The following is a 17,683-nucleotide window of genomic DNA, read 5'->3' as shown; positions in this document are numbered from 1 at the left end:
TTAAAGAAAGATTCGGCGAACCGTTTCTTTCTTTTCTATCTATGGAGGTATGGATAATGAAGATGACTTTGAAGAAGAGAAGAAATCAAGGTTTTGGTTTCCAAAACACAAAAAATATAAACAATAATTTAATGCAATTATCTTTGTTAGAATCAGTGGGTTTACATAAACGCTATCAAACGGAACTTTTAAGAGGTTCAACAAGAGATCGTAGTAAAACTAAATCTAAATTGACATTTGATTTACTACATCGAGAAAATGTTGAATCCATAAAGGACCAAGAGGCAATTAAAATGCTGCAAGAATATGGTGTTGAAATTGAGGGTTTAGATGAGGCCGAAAGTATTTATCAACACCGTAAGAAAAAGCATGATTTTATGGGGATACCACTTACTACTTACATTGACTCAGAGCATTTTAACAAAGTAAAGGAACAAGTAAAAGCTAAATATGGAGGGGTTTTACAGGATGGTTCAAGCCTATTTGAATATCAAGTAGAGTGCGCTTCCCTAATAGTTGGTAGACGACGATTGTTAAATGCTCTTGATATGGGGCTAGGTAAAACACGTACAACAATTGTAGGTCTAACATCGGATCCAAGAAACAAGAAAATACTTATTGTTACAATGAGTCGGAATTTTTGTGACTGGGAAAATGAATTTAAATCGTTAGGTCTTGGCGAAGAGTATATTATCTTAAAAAAGCCAATGGATATGAGATCAACTAAAAGAATTCATCTAGTTTCATATGAGTCTTGGGCTGATGAAACCATAAAATTTAGGACTAAAAGAAAAAATACAACTGAACGCTATAGCAAAAAGGATTTACCTTATAGATGCCCATCGTGTTTACAAAATTGGATAGACGATAAGTATTTTTGTACTTGCGGTGAGACCGTTATAGAGAGAAGAAAAAAACCACTCTATAAATATTTAGATAAATCTTATGATGCAGCTGCAGTTGATGAAGGCCATTTAATCAAAAATGGAAAAACTGGTCGCTGTAAATCGATAATGGCTATAAAAACGAAAACTAGAGTATTACTTAGTGGTACTCCAGCGGAAAACGGTGCTTCAGATTTATTCTGGCCATTAGCCTGGTTAATGGGTGATAGTCACCATTTTTGGAATAAGGTTGATCTTTCTAAATTTGAAGCGTTCGGGAATTTCGGTGATAGATGCTTCCGTCATGTCTATGGAGGAGTAGCTAAGACTGCTTTGATGGACAGTTCTAGTATTTCTAAAAGGACAAGTAATGAGAAAGCGTTATGGGAAATGCAAGACATCATTATGTACAGGAAGTTAAAAAAAGAGCCATCCATAGAGCGTATAATTCGAGTTCCAAAGCCCGTTCATAAACGGTTACATCTTGAACAAACAAATGCTGAAAAAGAATTATATAAGAAAGTACTTTCAGATTTTTCCCATTGGTTCCGGGTTACTTTACATCAAAGAAAAGTGGCAAATGCACGAGATGAAAAGTACAAATCAACAACTATAGAAATCTGTAGTTGGTTAGACAAATTACGTCTCGCAGCAAGTTGTCCCTGGATACATGAAGATTATAAGAAAAATACTTTAGTTCAACCAAGTAAATTGACATTTATCCGTGAAAAAATGCAACAAGAAGCTCGTCAAAAGAGAAAAATGCTTATTTTCACGGCACATAAAAAAACTTGTGAGGAATTAGGGTCACTGTTAGATGCTTGCGTGCCAGGATATGAGGTTGGATATATTCATGGTGGCGTACCTATGAGCAGACGTTTTGAAATGTTAACTCGTTTTCAGGATGAGAATGATCCATTAAGCGTTCTGATTATGACAATGAAAACTGGAGCTGAATCATATACCTTGACTCAGGCAAAAAGTGTAATTCTTCATGATTTGGATTATAACGCGAAGAAAATAGAACAATGCTACTCCCGTGCTGTACGTTTAGGGCAAAAAGATGTAGTAGAGATAACATGGCTTATTAGTGTTGATACTATCGATGCCAATATGCATAGTTTAATTTTATCTAAACAAAGTAGTGTTGACTTGGCTATTGACCGTAAAGAACTTGATTTTGCTGAAGTAGCAAAGGAGTTTGAAGGACAATGCGTATCAGGTGTTGGAAGCGTAGATTATGAAACATTTGCTAAAGAAATGTTAAGCCGTGGTACAAGTCGAGCTGAATATGAATACGTAAGTTAAGGGAGGACTTTACCATGATTGTATACGATGGCACATTGGCATATGTGACCTTCAATTTTTATAGTGGTAGTACACGAAAGAAGGAAAGTTTTTTTGCAAAACCAACTTTACTTCAATTTCATCCAAAGGATAAGGACAAAATAATTAAGATTCATTTTGCAGAAAAAATGCCAAAATGGATGAAAAACTTTGCTCAAAAGTACAATTATTCATTGGTTGAATTAGATAACGAACAAGTTGGGTTTGCTCTCACTTTAGAGAATAAAAATTTCTCAGTTAATCCCTTATTTAAAGGAATAATTCATGAGTGGTTTTCTTGTATGGATTCATCTTTGAACAAGATAAGAAACTTGTTACTGACTGACATAGAATTAGTTCGACAAAACCTAATTTATAGAAAATCATTTTTTGAAGAAATTGGACTATTTTATTGCCTAGAAGAATTTGAGAAAACTACGGGAGCGTTATATTACGGTGACTGGGTTACTCAAGATTTTGAAAATCTAGAAGATACTAAGCAAAAAGAATGGCTTCAATTAGTCTCTGAGCTGACATTTAAGGGAGAATTTCAATTAGAAGAAGATAATGACTGGGTTGAAAATGAGAATGGAAAGGAATTAGCAGACTGCACCCAAGGTTCTAACAATATTGTTAGAACTGAACGGGTTGAAGAAGTTGTCCTTGATGACATTTTACATGTTGAAGAACCATTAGTTAAAACAGAAGACATAGTTATCGATACAACGGAAGTGGAACCTCTTATAACAATAGATGATTTAGTAATCGAAGAGTCCAAAGAAGATGATTCTTTAATATCAATTACTGATATTTCTGTTGAAACAGACGAAGAAATTAAGTTAATAGAGAGCGATAAAGTGAAAGTATCGAATGATAATTCGTCAAAATTTTATTTAGAAAACGAACTTAAAGTAGCAACATACAGAAGCAAAAAAGAAGGTATTGTCGAAGGACAAATTTTACTATTTTAACTAGGGGCTATTTTTGCCCCAATTTTAAGGAGGCTAACAATTTATGTTAGAAATTATGGTACTAATAGGGACATTTATGTTGCTGGTAGTCATAGGAGCTTTGAGTGCACTAAGTGAAAGCTTTGCACAGAAAAGAGAGTCAAAATGGGCGTTTTCAGCTGTAAGTCAAGTTGAAAATGCAAGTAAGACTATTCAACCAGTTGATGAAGCTTCAAGTTATGGGACTATATTAATTAAGGATGCGGTGACAGAAATACAATTAGAGGATAATACTATACTCTTTAAACAAATTATAAATAACGAAGATTTAGTAGAATTTTCTCATTCGGAAATTACGGAGGAAGTAAATAATAACTTAAATCAAATTGTGAATGCTATAAATATTGAAATGGATAATCATACGGAGGGATGTAATAATTCTCATTTAGGGGATGAAATAAAAAATAAAATTAAAGAAGTAGTTGGAGAGAAAACTGCAGGTTTAGTGACTAATCTTTTAACAGACCTGAAGGAAAATGAATTATCGGTAGTATTGGGTTTATACAACTCAGTTGAGAATTCTATTAACTATGAAGGTGCTAGTTTAAAGCTTTCTACAGATAAACCTATTGTTACAGGGGACGAAGATTTTATTCTTCTCAAAGGAACTTTATTACCTAATGGGGAATTTCGTGTGATTCACTCTGACGATGCTGAAACAGTAGAGCATGGATACGGGACCGAATCGTTTGTAATAAAAAAAGTAGCATAAATATACATTGAGGAGTGTGGTTTCACACCCCTTCCTTAAAGGATTCAAATGGTTTTAATATATATTTGAATCCTTTAAGGAAGGGGTATATTCTCACTAATACTGGTAATTTGTGATAAAATTTTGGCGTTATATAGTCATTCGTACTTATTGTTATACAGTGTCTATTGTCGTACTCTTTTTGATAATATATAATTAATGGATGTTAAAAATTAAAAAAACAGGATTAATTTATATTTTCTACCTAAACATCTAAATCAAAAGTATACGACAATAAATGATTTTTGGACAATGAGTTACAGAATGAGTGGGTCTTCAGTACCGTTTGTAATAACTACCAAGTATTAGTGACGTTAACAAAGGAGATCTATAACGGGAGATAGTTTAATCACTCCTTTTGACATTTATAATCTTACAAAAAAGTATTGTTACGCGGAGGCAGGAAAATGGAGAATACACTAGTAGCAACATCAAATGATAAAATAGCAGAACAACTTAAAAATGCCATGTTTAAGAGTAAAGATATAATAAAGGCAATTTGTTCTCAAGAAGAAGGCTTTATTGACATTTTTATTCGAAAAGGTAATGTATCCAAATTGTTATACCAAAAATTTCAATTTGATTCTATGAAAGTCAATTTTGATGAAATGAATGACGACTTTCAATTAAAAACAGAAAAAGAATTTGAAGTGCCAATACAAATATATCGACGATTTACTTACTTATTATCTACTGCGATAACGTATAGTCCAAAAATGGAACACGGTCATATTCGTTTTGCTTTTAAATTTAGGAAAATGGAAAATGACCTTTGGCAAGAAGATTTCCACATGGAATTTATTGCAGAGAAGCCTTTTAGAAATGGTGAAATGATGCCTGAGTATGATTAAATTAACAGATTGACTTTTATGTCTAAATTTGTGATAATCTAATTAAATTTATAAGACGAAAATTGACACGGAAGTACCGTGAAAGTTTAAAGGAGAAAAAAACCTTTTTTGGTTTTTTTGGGCCTTGCTTTCACGGTGCTTTTTTTTTGTCTTTTAGTCTAGGAGAGGAGGTGATATGAGTGGATAATTCAATCTACACACAAGGCAATAATAATATAACTAGTATTCTAGAAACAATCATTCGGCTAATTGGCGGTATAGGTGGACTATGCTTCACTTTAGCAGTTTTAATTATCGCTGTAGTTATTATTTTTGGTTCAATCGCTCCAAGAAACATCGGTAAATGGTGGACTGCATTATTTTCTTGTGTTGCAGGAGCTGCTTTGTTCTTTAGTGCTTTCATGTTATCAGATGTACTAACAGGCTTGTTCTCTAAGTAATGAATGAGAAAAGCCTTTCTAAACTGATGAGTGACAAATTATGTCACTCATTTTTTGAAAGGAGTTAGTTAAATTGATTAAAATTCCTGTTGATTTAACACAAGAACAAAAAACAGTATTAGCCTATTTTTCTATCCGACAATTATTCATTGTGGGCCCAATAGGGGCAGTTACAATTTTACAGTTGGCTCTATTTAATTGGCCATTTATTAGTGGCTGGTATGAATTTTTTTGGAGATTATTTATTGTGTTATCAGTAAATGGCATTTCAGTTTCCTTAGCATTTATTTATTTGGAAAAACACGATTGTTATTTATCTGAATTTGTTGTTCGTCGCTATAACTTTTGGCGATCAAAAAAAACATATACAAATTAGGAAGTGACGTGATTGGATTTATTGGATTTACTTGTTCTTTTTTGCATCTTAGCAATTGCCATAGTGTTAATTATGCTAATAGTTGCAAAGAAGCGTATGGAACGCAATGAACCTGTATTTGGTTGGAAAAGAAAGCAGTTTATTGAGGAGCAAAAAAACGGTGACTCTATAACTACATCATCTAGTACGACTAATAAAAGTGTTCCAACAAAAGAAGACCGCGAACATGAATCAATTATTGATCTATTAGAACTTAAAAAAATCGAACACTGTGTTGTAGAGCGTGAACGTAATGAGCATCTTGTTGTATTAAGCGCAGACTTTGTAAACTTTCATTTACTACAGGACCGTGAACGTATAGCAATTTTAGAGGGTTATCAACAACTTTTTAACGTTATTAACTTTCCTGTTCATTTGCAAGCACAAGCAGTTAGGCAAGATTTTTCAAAGGATCGTAATAGGTTTGAAAAGAATTTGAGTCGTGTTAACGAACATGCTGCTAATTACAACCGAGATGTCTTAGACCATATTCAAACCGTAACAGAAAAGAATTTCCGTATTACACTTCGTATTTATTACATTGTGAAATATATTTACGAACCGTCAAAACTAGCAAAACTAAACAAAGCTCAAAGAGAAAAGAATATTATCGACAATATCGGTTTGCGTGCTGAAATTGTTAGAAGGGCACTACGTCGAGCAAAAGTAGATGCTACTATTCTTAATTCTGTTGAGGCAGCGGAAGTTTTAAAACGTGCATTGAATCGTGACCGTATTGTTTTACATCCTATAGAGGATATTCAGGAAAAAGAAAAAATGAATGCATTTGTAACGATGGACTTTTCTACAATTCCTGATTTTGAAAACTTTGTAAATAATGTAGAGGAGGCGTTGGATCTTGTTGGGGTTGCTGAATAAAAGAAAAAAGAATAAAGAAGCTGCTGATACCAATAAGCGAGATTTCAAAAAAACTGTTCCTCCGAAAGCAGTAACAGGAGAACATAATGTTGTAGAGCCTACTCTAATCGATAATATTTCGAATGAAGGTATTAAATTTCATGCGGATTATTTTGAACAGCAAACAGCATTAGGGACAAAAAAGTTTGGAAGATCATTTTATGTCAAGCCTAGCGGTTACCCATCAAATGTTCGTATAAATTGGCTAGAAGGATTATTTACAGGGGATGATATGGATGTTTCAGTTCATATCGAACCATATGACCGTACTGATGCTGTTCGTAAATTAAAGGATAAAGCCGATGAATACGAAGCAGTTATGTACTCGGCCGAAAAACAAAATGACATGAATAAAATTGAAGCAGTACGTCAAAATTATTGGGATGCTAAAGGGTTACGTGATGAAATTCGTAATAATTCTAATGGCTTATTTTATGTAAGTATATCTGCTACCGTGTACGCGGATAGTTTAACTGAGTTAAATGATAAGAGCGTAGCAATTGAGCGGGAATTATCTGGTGAATCAATTGAATTAGTGAATGCTTTTGATCGACAACGTGAAGGTTGGTTATCTACTTTACCACTGGGTTCAAATTATTTAAAAAAATCTTATCGAAACCTAGATCGAAATTCTTTAACAGCAATATTTCCTCATATGTCTTCCAAACTCAATCATGACGGCGGTATGCCTATAGGAATTTACCGTAGAGAGTATGTTTATTTTAATAACTTTGATAAGAAACTTACAAATTATAATCTCGGGATTTTTGGTGAATCTGGCGCCGGTAAAGGAGTTTTCGTTAAACAACTTATTGGCCGTGGTTTTATGGATGGTATTGAGAAAGTGGTTATTATGGATGTCGAACCAGAGTATGTAGGCTTGACATATGCACTTGGTGGAATTGTAGTTGATCTACGCAGCGATTCCGTTGAAATCGGTAGTAAGATTAATCCTTTAGATATTTATGTAGAAAAAGAGATTGTTAATCGTTATCAAGCTGATGAATATGTGGTTGAACGAGTAAATGTTAATGAAAAAGTAAAAGAAGCAATTGAATTTTTTAAAGTAATGAAAGAGTCTGCTTCACATGATAAACCTCATTTAACACCTTACGAATTAAACGCATTAGACCGTATTTTATTAAAGCTTTATAAAGAAGGATGTAAGATAACTGATGAACCTGAATCCCTTTATGAATACGTAGATGAAGTTGGTGATAATGGACAGATAAAATATATCAAAAAATATAAAAGAATGCCTCAGATTTCAGATGTCGATCGAGAAGTGAAAAAATTAATACATGAGCAGGGCGAAAAAGGCCTTGAAGATTTAGAAAGTGTTATTGCTTTATTTGTCAAAGGTCGTGCTTATGGTATGTTCGATTGTCAAACACAAATTTATGATAAAAATGGCTTATTATTACCTGAAGAAATGCTTGATAAAGCACAAATTGTGAATTTTAATATTTCTAATTTAAGTAAATCAGGAATTGAAAGACCATTAGCACAGCACGTATTAATGACTTGGATTTGGAACCGGTTTATTGTAAATGACCCAAAACCGAAGAAGCGAGTTATACAGGATGAGGCATGGATGATGTTGGAATATCCGTCCATGATAAAATTCTTCAAAACACTTTCAGCACGTGGGCGTAAGTGGAATGTATCTTTGACTCTAGTATCTCAACGGTATGAAATGTTTGACAGAACCAAAGAGGCTCAAGACGTAGTAGCACAACTTCATTCATGTGCATTTATGAAACAACCTGACCAGGATGTTGAGCCTATTTTAAGAACATTCCGTTTCTCTGAAGAAGTGGGTCGTATGATACGAACCGCTGATACAGGGGAAGTAATATTAAAGGCTGGTAAGGAGATTGTTTCATTTCAAAGTACGCCTACTCCTAGTGAGTGGAAATACATCAACACTAATCAAAACATATCTGTGGATTCATTAGTGGGGAGTGGTTAAATGAAAAAAGCACAATTGCTTCTTTTATTTTTAATCATGTTTTTATTTCTAAGTCCAATCGCTACATTTGCAAATACAGATTCTAACGGTATTGATACAGGATACTCATTGGGCGCTTTTGAGTGTGGGAAGCCGTTGATTTCAGAAGATGTAGATAAGGAGATTGAGAACTACAAAGAAAACGATGCTAACATGGCGGAGAAATTTTTAACAAGCCAAGTTCAAAATCTTTTCCATATTGGACCAATTAATGGTATGTCCACGTTAGTTTTTGGTAACCCATATTGTATTTGGGCGGGTAAGGATGCAAAAATGTCCGCAGATGGTGTATTTACACTTGACGAACGCGAAAAAATTATTGAGCCATTATTAAAGCTTTTCGGCTCTGCATTTTTTTTAATACTAACTCTATCAATGTTAATCACAGGTTTAAAAACAATGGGTAATAGTGTTCGAGGACAAGCAATGGATGAGTTTTGGAATGACGCTAAAATGTGGTTTGTGGCATTATTTTTAGCATTCTTCTACAATGACTGGACCAATTGGCTATTCCAAATAAATGCTGCGATAGTGTTAGAAATTCGTGACTTAGTTAAAGCAAGTACAGATAATCTAGATAATATATCAGCCATGAGTTCTATAAGCGATTTTATTCCTGGTCTAATGGGATCCTTCCTAATCGTAGCGTTGGGTGAATGGGTTTTAGCAGGAATATTAAATGTAGTATACCTTGCTCGAAAAGTAATTATTTTATTATTGCTAGTTATGGGATTTGTTGCTATTTATAGTCTGATGTTTGCTAAAGCAAGAGCTTTCTTTGGGAATTGGTTCCGAGAAATTGTAGGCAATGTATTTTTACAGTCTATTCATGCAATAGTATTTTACGCAATGATTATGTTTACAACGTTAGGCGCCAGCCCATTTTTCAAAATAGGGTTAATGATCATGTTTATCCCCGTATCAGGGATGATCTCAAAATGGTTGAATATTGGTGATAGCTCTTCGAAACTTGGTTCTGCTCTAACGATGGTTGGATTGGGAGGAATCACTTCAACTATGATGTTAGCGTCTCAAGCTAAGAGTGTTATGTATGGTGGTTCAATGACTAGCAGCGGAGGACTATATAACAGTAATTCGTCTAATAGTTCTGGAGGTGAGTCACTAGCAAATTTAGCATCGAGTATTTCAAATGATAGTGCAAGCACTTCTATATCATCTAACGCCGCTGGAACAAACTCTTCATTGTTTAATATGGCAAAGGACACTGGTTCTAAACTAGGCACTATTGTAGGCGGAGGAGCCGGTGTAGTTGCAGGGCCAATGGGAGCTCTTATGGGAGCGAAATTAGGTGGAGCTGTTGGCGGAGGACTTGTTCAAGCCGGTCGTAATATGAGTGTTGGTATGAGTAACATTCATTCAAATATCTCTCAAGCACGAAAATTCAGTAATGAAAACGGTTCTGGATTCAAAGCTTTGTTTAGTAGGAACGGGAACTTTGATTCATTAAACGCCCGTCGTCAAACAATGGGGAATTTCGGTGAATCTTTAGGTGTAATGCTTGCAGGGCAAAGAGGAGCTACTTTAGGAAGAAGTGCAGGATTTGCTTTGAGTGGCGTTTCCCGTCAACGTTTAGCTTCTGAAATGTCTTCTTCTTTTAATATGAGAAATTCATCTGGAAACTTACAGCCTACAACATTTAGTGCATTATCACAAAAATATCCCAATGCTGATGTGAAGTGGATGCAAACCAATCAAGGTAGTGCCTTCTATGTGAATTCAAGTGAAGGTTGGAAACAGGTTGGTCTTACTGGAGCAGCTGATTCTTCTTTAAATGCAGGTCAAGCGCGAGTTATGGATTATAAACTTGCTGATCCAGCATTGAATTACGAATATCAACCGAATGGCACATACAAATCATTATCTCAATTGTCTGAAGCAACTGTTTCAGGGGCTGTAAATACATCGTCTGTAACATCTGCATCATCTTATGCTAACGCTTCCGCTTCTTCTGTTCCTTCATTTGAAGAGGCAATGAAAGGTGGTCATATAGCTTCACCATTAGGCACTTCTATTAATGGTTCGGTTTCGGCTGAAGCTATAACATCAAACATTTCATCATCTAATGATTCTATTTCAATTACTCAACCATCAGTTGGTCAGACAGTTGGGGAATCGGTAAATATGTCAAATACATCAACAAGCATTCAAAGTATGGCAAATGTAAGCGGAATGTCCAGTACTTCGATGAGTGATAGTGTCATCACTGGGAACTCAATGGGGAATAATTCTCAGACATCAGCTGATTTTACTGGTAGTGATGCCTTAAATTCATTACCTCCTCAAACTGTTCAAGGCAGCGAATCTCGTAATCAAAAAATGGAAACTGTCGGACTTCAAGGTTCTACATCGTCTGTTATGAGGAAATCGGAGGCTTATATTGTTAATACTGGGGAATCAAATTTAGCTCTGAACCCTAAAACAGTTGAACAGGTTGCATCTTCCAAAGCAATTCAACATCAAGACGCTGGATTTAATGCAAAAAAGGTTAATCCTGATGCGTATGTTTACCATAATGTTTCAGGCGCTGATACTCGAACAACTTCAGATAAAGCAGCAGATTCTGTTCAAAGTATGGGGAAAATATCAGGTACATGGAAAGAAAAAGCACAAAAACAATCTCGTTCAGAGCGAGTTAAAAAAATCGTCTAGTAAAGGAGGGACAACGTGTGAAAACTTGTTTGCGATTGCTACTTGTCTTTCTCATTTTGGTCCCTTCTTTATTCTTAAATGTTTCAATAGCCAATGCAAATATCGAAAAGGATGAATCAGATTCACAGAAAGCATGTGAAGGAGCATTAAAGGATAAAGAAACAAAGGATAAAGTGGACGATTTTCGAGATGAACGAGCAACGCTAGTTGAAGAATATAGCCTTGATTTAGTTGAATTGGCATTCAATGCTATTAACATTAACACACTAAATCAATTAATCTTTGGTAATCCTTATTGTATTTGGTTTGAGAGCGAAGAAGAGGCTCCCGATTTAACATATGGATTATTTCCAACATCAATAAAAGAAAATGCAATAGATCCTATTTTTAATATTATGACAAGCATATTTGTTTTACTTTTTTGTCTATCCATTTTAATTAGCGGAGTAAAAATGATGTACTCTAATACATTTGCTAAGAGATTTAATATAGGCGAAGAATTATACATGTATTTTGTCAGCGCAGTAATGCTAATGTGCTATTGGATGGGTGTAGATTATATCTTTAAGATGAATCATGCCATAGTGACTGCAGTTACAGAATTACTTGAAAGTCAAGGTATGAAATTGGGGAGTTTAAGTCTCATTGCATCTCAAGACGAATTTCAATTCACTGATATTATAGTATTGTTTACAGAATGGGTAATGTTATTGTTCTTAAACGTTGTGTACATGTTCCGACTGTTTGTCATTACTGTACTATTAATGGTAGGCGGGTTAGCAATAATAGGTTTGCTATTTGAGAGAACAAGAAAGTATTTCAGAATGTGGTTAATTGATTTTATTGGTGCAGTTTTTATGCAAAGTATACATGCAATTTATTTTGCAGTGGTTATTATGTTTATAAATCTAAATACATTAGAACTCTTCTTTAAAATGGTTTTATTGTTCTTATTCTTACCAATTAGTTCAATGTTATTGAGTATTATGGGTATGTCCACCGCTACGATGGCTGTCCGTGGTGCACAGAATATGGCAAATTCGGCTGCTGTACTTGTAAGAGCAAGACAACGTATAAAAGGAAAGTCTGGTAATGCTAAACACGCTGGCGGGAAAACTGCAATTTCAACATTAGCAGAAGGGGCCAACTCTAATTCCTGGAATAAATTTAAAGCAGGTGCTCAATTTACAGGAGCAGTTATGGGTAGTACAGCAGGTATGGTGATAGGTGGAGGAGGCGCTGCACTTGGAGGTTCTATAGGGTCTAAGATGATGGGTAGTACACTTCAAGCTCCTAGAAATATTGCAGCTGGTGTTAAAGGGGTTATGGATACAAGAAGTAAAGTAAATGATAAATTTCTAAACTTAAACAACATATCTGACAAACGCCAATATTTCGGTTCTATGGGAGAATCTATTGGAGCAATGTTTGGCCAAGGACAGATTGGTAGAAAAATTGGTTTTAAATTAAGTGGAGTTAGTACAAACAGAGTGTTAAATTCAAGCGAACTAGGTGGATTAGGCTCAGTAACATTAAGTGATATTGTCACGAAATATCCTGAAGCAAAAGTTCAATTTCAACAAACAAATGAAGGTAGTGGCTTCTATTTAAACGATGCCGGTAATATGAAACTAATTTCTCCAATTGGTGAAGCAGATACTGGATTAATAACAGGTATGACGCGAACAGTCGATTTCATGCCGACAGATGAATCAAGTAAAATGGCTTCCGGTGGCAATTTACCGAATAATCAATTGTATACACAGGTTAGTGACGCGATGTTAGCGGATAGCAGCGGTAACTCCTTTGTAGATAGTGGATTTAATACTAGCCAATGGCAACCTGAACAACACTGTAACGTAGGTAATTTGCCATCACCAATTCATCCTTTAGAAAATGATTCTCCGTTTAATTCTTCTAATAATTCAAACGAAACGGGGGGTGGGGCATAGTGAGTAATTCAGATAATAACAATAAGAGTACAGATATTGGTAAAGGTGCAATAGATAATTCCGTTAATGCTGGGAAAAAGGGTATGGGTTTATTAAGAGGAGCCAAAAAGCTTGGTAAGTTTGCTAAGGTTCTAAAATCCATACTTTCGAAAGTTTTAGGAAGCTGTATAAAATGGCTTTTAGGATTACTTGGCCCTTATGTGATACTAGCGATTGTTTTAATAGTTTTATTAATGATAGTACTTGATAGTGTTGTTAGTTTTGATTTATTCCAAAAAGCCTCTTCTCGAACTGATACTGAAGTAGTATTTGATAATGCAGTTAAAGAGGTTTTTGAATTAAGGTTAGAAGCGGGACCAGCAGAAATAAGAGATAGGCTTCGCAGTACACAATCTGAATTTCCATATCCTCCAGTTTCCGAACCCTGGTTGTATCAAGTGGGAGATTTGCTGAAGCAAAGCATTGCTATACCTACTATCCATCATTATTTTAGAAATATTGAACATGAGAATTATAAAGCTTGGCACGAACAATATAAAGATTACACCGCTGATAATATGGATAATTTGTTAGGTAAGTTTATAAAAATAATTGATAAAGAAATGGCTTATTATTTTGAGGGATCACCAAATTATAAACCAATTTTCGTTAATGGGACTTCACCTATTGATGAATACGTTGATATTACAACTACTACAACATGTACTTACACTGATGATGAAGGGAATACGACGGTAACAGTTTCTGGGCCTACGACTACACACGAAAAAGTTTCCCATGAAATTATCACGGAAGTTCAATTAGGTTATTTAAAGGCTACCATACCTTATAAGGTTGAACACAAGATTGTAGATAGCACATCGTCTAGTGGGAATTGTGTTAGTGATATTACAACTGAAACAAATTTATATATTATTGATGACGGATCTCCTCCCGCTATAGAACTTCTTGCAGAGGAATTAGTAAAAATATTAGTTTCTACTTCTGAAGAAGGTGAACACACTAAATTAGTTCAGGTTCAAGACTTAGAATATTCAATTGATTTAGGTCAAGAAATTGATGAGCGATTCCCTAAACCTGATATTGATTATGAAGGTTTAAAAAAGTGCTACTTTAAAAACAAATCGATTGAACCATGTATAGGGGAATTCGTTTTAGGTGGATCATTGGGTGATTATGATTTAGCTAGTGGTTGGTACCCATCAGAATATGAATCTATTTATAAAGCTGCTGCTGACCATTGTGGTATTGACTGGTTTATCCTAGCAGCAGTACATGGACAAGAAACAAGCTTTAGTAGTAATCCTGTAGCAACCGATCCGACAAAGGGTTCAATGAATTCTGATGGAGAATACATTGGCGCACTTGGTCATTTCCAATTTATGCCATTAACTTGGGTTGGATGGGCAGCCAGAAACGATTTTCCGACGAGTAGTAAAGGTAATATCTATGGTGACATTTCCTTTATTACAGTCCCAGCTAACATTAAAAAATACGGTGGTCGCGGTAAAGATGGAAATGGTGATGGTGTGGCAAGCCCTTGGGATTTAACGGATGCCGCATATGCAGCTGCTTGTTATATAAAATCAATAGGTTATCAAAAAGGAAATACTACTTCTATTAAAACCGCTTTAGCTAAATACAACGGTGGTAATATTGCTTGGCAGAGTGGTTCGGCTCAAAAATATGCAGATGAAGTTTATAATAATGGCAAGCAATTTGAACTAGGTGTTGATTCTCCAATTAGCGTAGCGCCTGGTGAAATTACTTATCCTACAACAGGAAGTATTACTTCGCCTTATGGCTCACGATGGGGAGCGTTCCATTACGGTGTAGATATTGGAGCAAATGGCAGGTCAAACGTACCGATTGTATCTGTTGCTGACGGTGTAGTATCGTATGTTGGACCGTTGAGTACTTACGGAAATATAGTGAGGGTTCAGCATAATATAGACGGCTTCGTATTCGAAACTTTATATGCGCATTTAGCAACTTACAAGGTGAAAAAAGGTCAAACAGTTAAGAAAGGACAACAAATAGCGATAATGGGTAATACAGGAAATTCTACAGGTCCCCATTTACACTTCGAGATACATGTTCCTAAATTTGTAAAACAAGCAACTAACCCAAGAAATCCGATGCAATATATTCCTACCCCACCATTAAAATAGAGGGTGCTTAAAATGCGAGAAATAAAAGAAGCAGTATGGTTAGCAGTACGAGATAACATTATAAAAAAGGTATGGTTTAAAGTGCTATCGGCCTTATTTATATTTATAGTAGGTTTTGGATTATACAAAGCCTACTTTTCACCAAAAATTACTAAGGGTGAAATAGGTAATGAGAGTATTTGGAATGAATTTGACAAGCTTTCCTCTGAATTTGAAAGAAAGTCAAAAACACTGGATGGTGTAGAAGATGTGGAGAATCCTGTTTCTTCAATAGATGGAAGTAAATTGGAAACTGTTATTAATGAATTCTTTTATACAGCTAATAAGAATAATGCAGATTTATTTATTTCAACAATACATCCTGACCAAGTCAATACAGATTTTGCTAGTTTTCATTTAAAAGAAAGATTTAATAAAATTGATGAAGCAATGAGCAGAATATCAAGAAATGGCCAAATAGAAAAAGTTAATGTTGTTAGGAGTTTATGGGTATTAGAATCTAAAGCCGTTCGTGTAGTACTTGACGTTTATTATAAGGATCTAGATAACCCAATCCGTATGAATTTAATTACTAAAAGAGTAGAGCAATATCATACTCACTCTAATGAAGAAGAAGAAATAGACATACCGTATGTTTCTTCATCTGTTTGGGATATTATCGAAATGATTGAAGAAAAGTAGGTGAAATATGTTAGATCATATCGATGCAACTGAGCCGATATTGGTTGCCATTTACTATATACAGTTAGTATTTGTATTTGTTTGTGGTGTTGGTTTTCTATTTGGTATTTTTATGTTCATCTATGCATTTAAAAATCCTCATAAAAAAAGATTAGCATATGTTTTAACAGTGTTTATGCCAATTGGATTATTATGCGTTATACACGGTCCTGTTCTTCTACTGTATTACGTTTACAATAAACCAGCTACTCCAGATGCAGAGTTAGGTTTAATGTTATTTGTACCATCTCTTGAAGTAGCTGGTGCTAAACTTTATGAAGGTATTGTTAGGGTAACTCAGCCTTTATTAGTGGCAGTATTTCTAATTGGTGTAGCAGTTCTACACCATGCTAGTCGGATTCCAGGTAGGAAACGAATAGGATATGGCATATTTTTGGGCGTACCATTCCTTTGGTGTCTTATGAAAATTGGGCCAAACATTATCAAGATATTAACAACATGATTTAAAAGGTTATTTCCTTAAATTCAGGAAATAACCTTTATTTGTAATTATATGTAGCAGTAAAAAATGTTTTCTGCTACAATTATATTATGGAAAGAGTAAATGAACCAATTAAATTAATCTACCACATGGTATTTGTAACACGATATAAACGAACTGTCTTTGACGATAAAGAATCAGCAGAAATAGTGAAAGCTGCATTATTGAAAATAAATGGAAAGGGTATATTACAAATTAAATCTTTGGAAATGGGAGATTGTTTTGTCAAATTAGTCTGTGATAGCGAACCTTCTAGGAGTCCAAACCAAATAGTCTCAATCCTCAAACGAGCAAGTTATCAAGCTTTACTTGAAAAAATGCCACAATTAAATTCGTTATGGGCTAGAAGTATAATTTTGCGTACTTATCCAATTTCCGAAAATGAATTAAATAGTTTTTTAATGTCTATAAAAAGGAGGGGGTAAGGTAATGAAAACATATAGTGAAATTGTAGAAAAATTAAGGAAACCCTTCCCCCCTGGCACTGTTAAAATAAGTACTGATGGAACCAGAGGCCATATTCCAGTACAAGTATACATGTCGCGGTTAGAGGATGCAGCAGAATCCCAATGGCATTGGAGAATCATTGGAGAACCATTTATAAACTACGATAAACATTTTGTAATAGTTAAGGGAGAAATAACACTTGTAGATGCAATTAGGCAAGGCTTGGGAATTGCGAAACTCACTAAAGCTGACACTACTTCCATTAAAAATGCTTTAATGACTGCTGAATCGGAGGCATTTAGAGATGCGTGTGATAAGTTTAAAATGGGATGGATTGATTTAGCTCCATATAGGGAGTGGGCTTTGAATCCAGGAATTAATTTGCCCCGCAATTCGTTAATAACTGAAACATCAACAATTGAAAATTATGATCCTAATATTCATAGCGTAATGCCTGCCAGCAACCGCACCTGCTTAAAATGCCAAAAACAATTGAGTCAAAAAGAGGAACTTTTATTAAGTATGAATGGTATTAAATTTGCTTATTGTAAGGAACATGTGCCTAAACAATTAGTAAAAAAGCAAATTTGAACTAAAAGTAGATATTATAACAGC

15 protein-coding genes are annotated in these 17,683 nt (G+C 34.8%); all 15 read left to right on the top strand.

Annotated features, from left to right (window positions below; translation table 11 throughout):
- Window positions 1-56: 56 nt before the first annotated feature.
- The 15 genes from ACOMCU_RS22525 to ACOMCU_RS22455 all read left to right on the top strand — a co-directional run bounded on the left by ACOMCU_RS22525 (window position 57) and on the right by ACOMCU_RS22455 (window position 17,659).
- The gene (locus tag ACOMCU_RS22525; protein WP_421051466.1) at window positions 57-2,192 is read left to right on the top strand and encodes an SNF2-related protein; all 2,136 of its coding nucleotides are present in this window, start codon (window positions 57-59) and stop codon (window positions 2,190-2,192) included.
- A 14-nt stretch (window positions 2,193-2,206) separates the two neighbouring features.
- Entirely contained in the window at window positions 2,207-3,181 is a 975-nt protein-coding gene (locus tag ACOMCU_RS22520; protein ID WP_421051465.1) for a hypothetical protein, read from the top strand.
- Between the two features lie 43 nt (window positions 3,182-3,224).
- Window positions 3,225-3,932: a hypothetical protein gene (locus ACOMCU_RS22515; protein ID WP_421051464.1), complete on the top strand. Its 708-nt coding sequence runs from the start codon at window positions 3,225-3,227 to the stop codon at window positions 3,930-3,932.
- A gap of 446 nt (window positions 3,933-4,378) precedes the next feature.
- Window positions 4,379-4,822 carry a hypothetical protein gene (locus ACOMCU_RS22510; protein WP_421051463.1) on the top strand — a complete coding sequence of 148 codons (444 nt, stop codon included), beginning with the start codon at window positions 4,379-4,381 and terminating at the stop codon, window positions 4,820-4,822.
- A gap of 179 nt (window positions 4,823-5,001) precedes the next feature.
- Window positions 5,002-5,262, top strand: coding sequence for a TrbC/VirB2 family protein (locus tag ACOMCU_RS22505; protein WP_421051462.1), 261 nt, complete (start codon window positions 5,002-5,004; stop codon window positions 5,260-5,262).
- Window positions 5,263-5,335: 73 nt separating this feature from the next.
- Window positions 5,336-5,638: a hypothetical protein gene (locus ACOMCU_RS22500; protein WP_421051461.1), complete on the top strand. Its 303-nt coding sequence runs from the start codon at window positions 5,336-5,338 to the stop codon at window positions 5,636-5,638.
- Window positions 5,639-5,650: 12 nt separating this feature from the next.
- Window positions 5,651-6,556 carry a hypothetical protein gene (locus ACOMCU_RS22495; RefSeq protein WP_421051460.1) on the top strand — a complete coding sequence of 302 codons (906 nt, stop codon included), beginning with the start codon at window positions 5,651-5,653 and terminating at the stop codon, window positions 6,554-6,556.
- On the top strand, window positions 6,537-8,567 hold the full coding sequence (locus ACOMCU_RS22490) for a VirB4 family type IV secretion system protein (RefSeq protein WP_421051459.1): 2,031 nt from the start codon (window positions 6,537-6,539) through the stop codon (window positions 8,565-8,567). Before ACOMCU_RS22495 ends, ACOMCU_RS22490 begins: the two co-directional genes overlap by 20 nt.
- Window positions 8,568-11,276 carry a hypothetical protein gene (locus tag ACOMCU_RS22485; RefSeq protein WP_421051457.1) on the top strand — a complete coding sequence of 903 codons (2,709 nt, stop codon included), beginning with the start codon at window positions 8,568-8,570 and terminating at the stop codon, window positions 11,274-11,276.
- 17 nt (window positions 11,277-11,293) lie between these two features.
- Window positions 11,294-13,228: a hypothetical protein gene (locus ACOMCU_RS22480; RefSeq protein ID WP_421051456.1), complete on the top strand. Its 1,935-nt coding sequence runs from the start codon at window positions 11,294-11,296 to the stop codon at window positions 13,226-13,228.
- Window positions 13,228-15,399, top strand: a complete 2,172-nt coding sequence (locus ACOMCU_RS22475) for a peptidoglycan DD-metalloendopeptidase family protein (protein ID WP_421051455.1) — start codon at window positions 13,228-13,230, stop codon at window positions 15,397-15,399. The genes ACOMCU_RS22480 and ACOMCU_RS22475 overlap by 1 nt, the downstream gene beginning before the upstream one ends.
- Before the next feature lie 12 nt (window positions 15,400-15,411).
- Window positions 15,412-16,080 (top strand): hypothetical protein, encoded by a 669-nt coding sequence (locus ACOMCU_RS22470; RefSeq protein ID WP_421051453.1) that lies wholly within the window; start codon window positions 15,412-15,414, stop codon window positions 16,078-16,080.
- Window positions 16,081-16,087: 7 nt separating this feature from the next.
- Window positions 16,088-16,582: a hypothetical protein gene (locus ACOMCU_RS22465; RefSeq protein ID WP_421051452.1), complete on the top strand. Its 495-nt coding sequence runs from the start codon at window positions 16,088-16,090 to the stop codon at window positions 16,580-16,582.
- Window positions 16,583-16,671: 89 nt separating this feature from the next.
- Entirely contained in the window at window positions 16,672-17,046 is a 375-nt protein-coding gene (locus ACOMCU_RS22460; RefSeq protein WP_421051451.1) for a transposase, read from the top strand.
- A gap of 4 nt (window positions 17,047-17,050) precedes the next feature.
- Window positions 17,051-17,659: a hypothetical protein gene (locus tag ACOMCU_RS22455; protein WP_421051450.1), complete on the top strand. Its 609-nt coding sequence runs from the start codon at window positions 17,051-17,053 to the stop codon at window positions 17,657-17,659.
- Window positions 17,660-17,683: the final 24 nt, after the last annotated feature.

It is taken from the genome of Lysinibacillus sp. UGB7 (assembly GCF_049058285.1).
GTDB lineage: Bacteria > Bacillota > Bacilli > Bacillales_A > Planococcaceae > Lysinibacillus > Lysinibacillus sphaericus_B.
Note: the sequence above shows the minus strand (reverse complement) of the source record. Positions and strands in the feature narration are given on the sequence as shown.

Excerpts from the sequence above, each read along its gene's own strand:
- ACOMCU_RS22460 (WP_421051451.1), top strand. The coding sequence starts at position 16,672 with ATGGAAAGAGTAAATGAACCAATTAAATTAATCTACCACATGGTATTT.
- ACOMCU_RS22465 (WP_421051452.1), top strand. The coding sequence starts at position 16,088 with ATGTTAGATCATATCGATGCAACTGAGCCGATATTGGTTGCCATTTAC.
- ACOMCU_RS22525 (WP_421051466.1), top strand. The coding sequence starts at position 57 with ATGAAGATGACTTTGAAGAAGAGAAGAAATCAAGGTTTTGGTTTCCAA.
- ACOMCU_RS22510 (WP_421051463.1), top strand. The coding sequence starts at position 4,379 with ATGGAGAATACACTAGTAGCAACATCAAATGATAAAATAGCAGAACAA.
- ACOMCU_RS22470 (WP_421051453.1), top strand. The coding sequence starts at position 15,412 with ATGCGAGAAATAAAAGAAGCAGTATGGTTAGCAGTACGAGATAACATT.
- ACOMCU_RS22515 (WP_421051464.1), top strand. The coding sequence starts at position 3,225 with ATGTTAGAAATTATGGTACTAATAGGGACATTTATGTTGCTGGTAGTC.
- ACOMCU_RS22520 (WP_421051465.1), top strand. The coding sequence starts at position 2,207 with ATGATTGTATACGATGGCACATTGGCATATGTGACCTTCAATTTTTAT.
- ACOMCU_RS22455 (WP_421051450.1), top strand. The coding sequence starts at position 17,051 with ATGAAAACATATAGTGAAATTGTAGAAAAATTAAGGAAACCCTTCCCC.
- ACOMCU_RS22485 (WP_421051457.1), top strand. The coding sequence starts at position 8,568 with ATGAAAAAAGCACAATTGCTTCTTTTATTTTTAATCATGTTTTTATTT.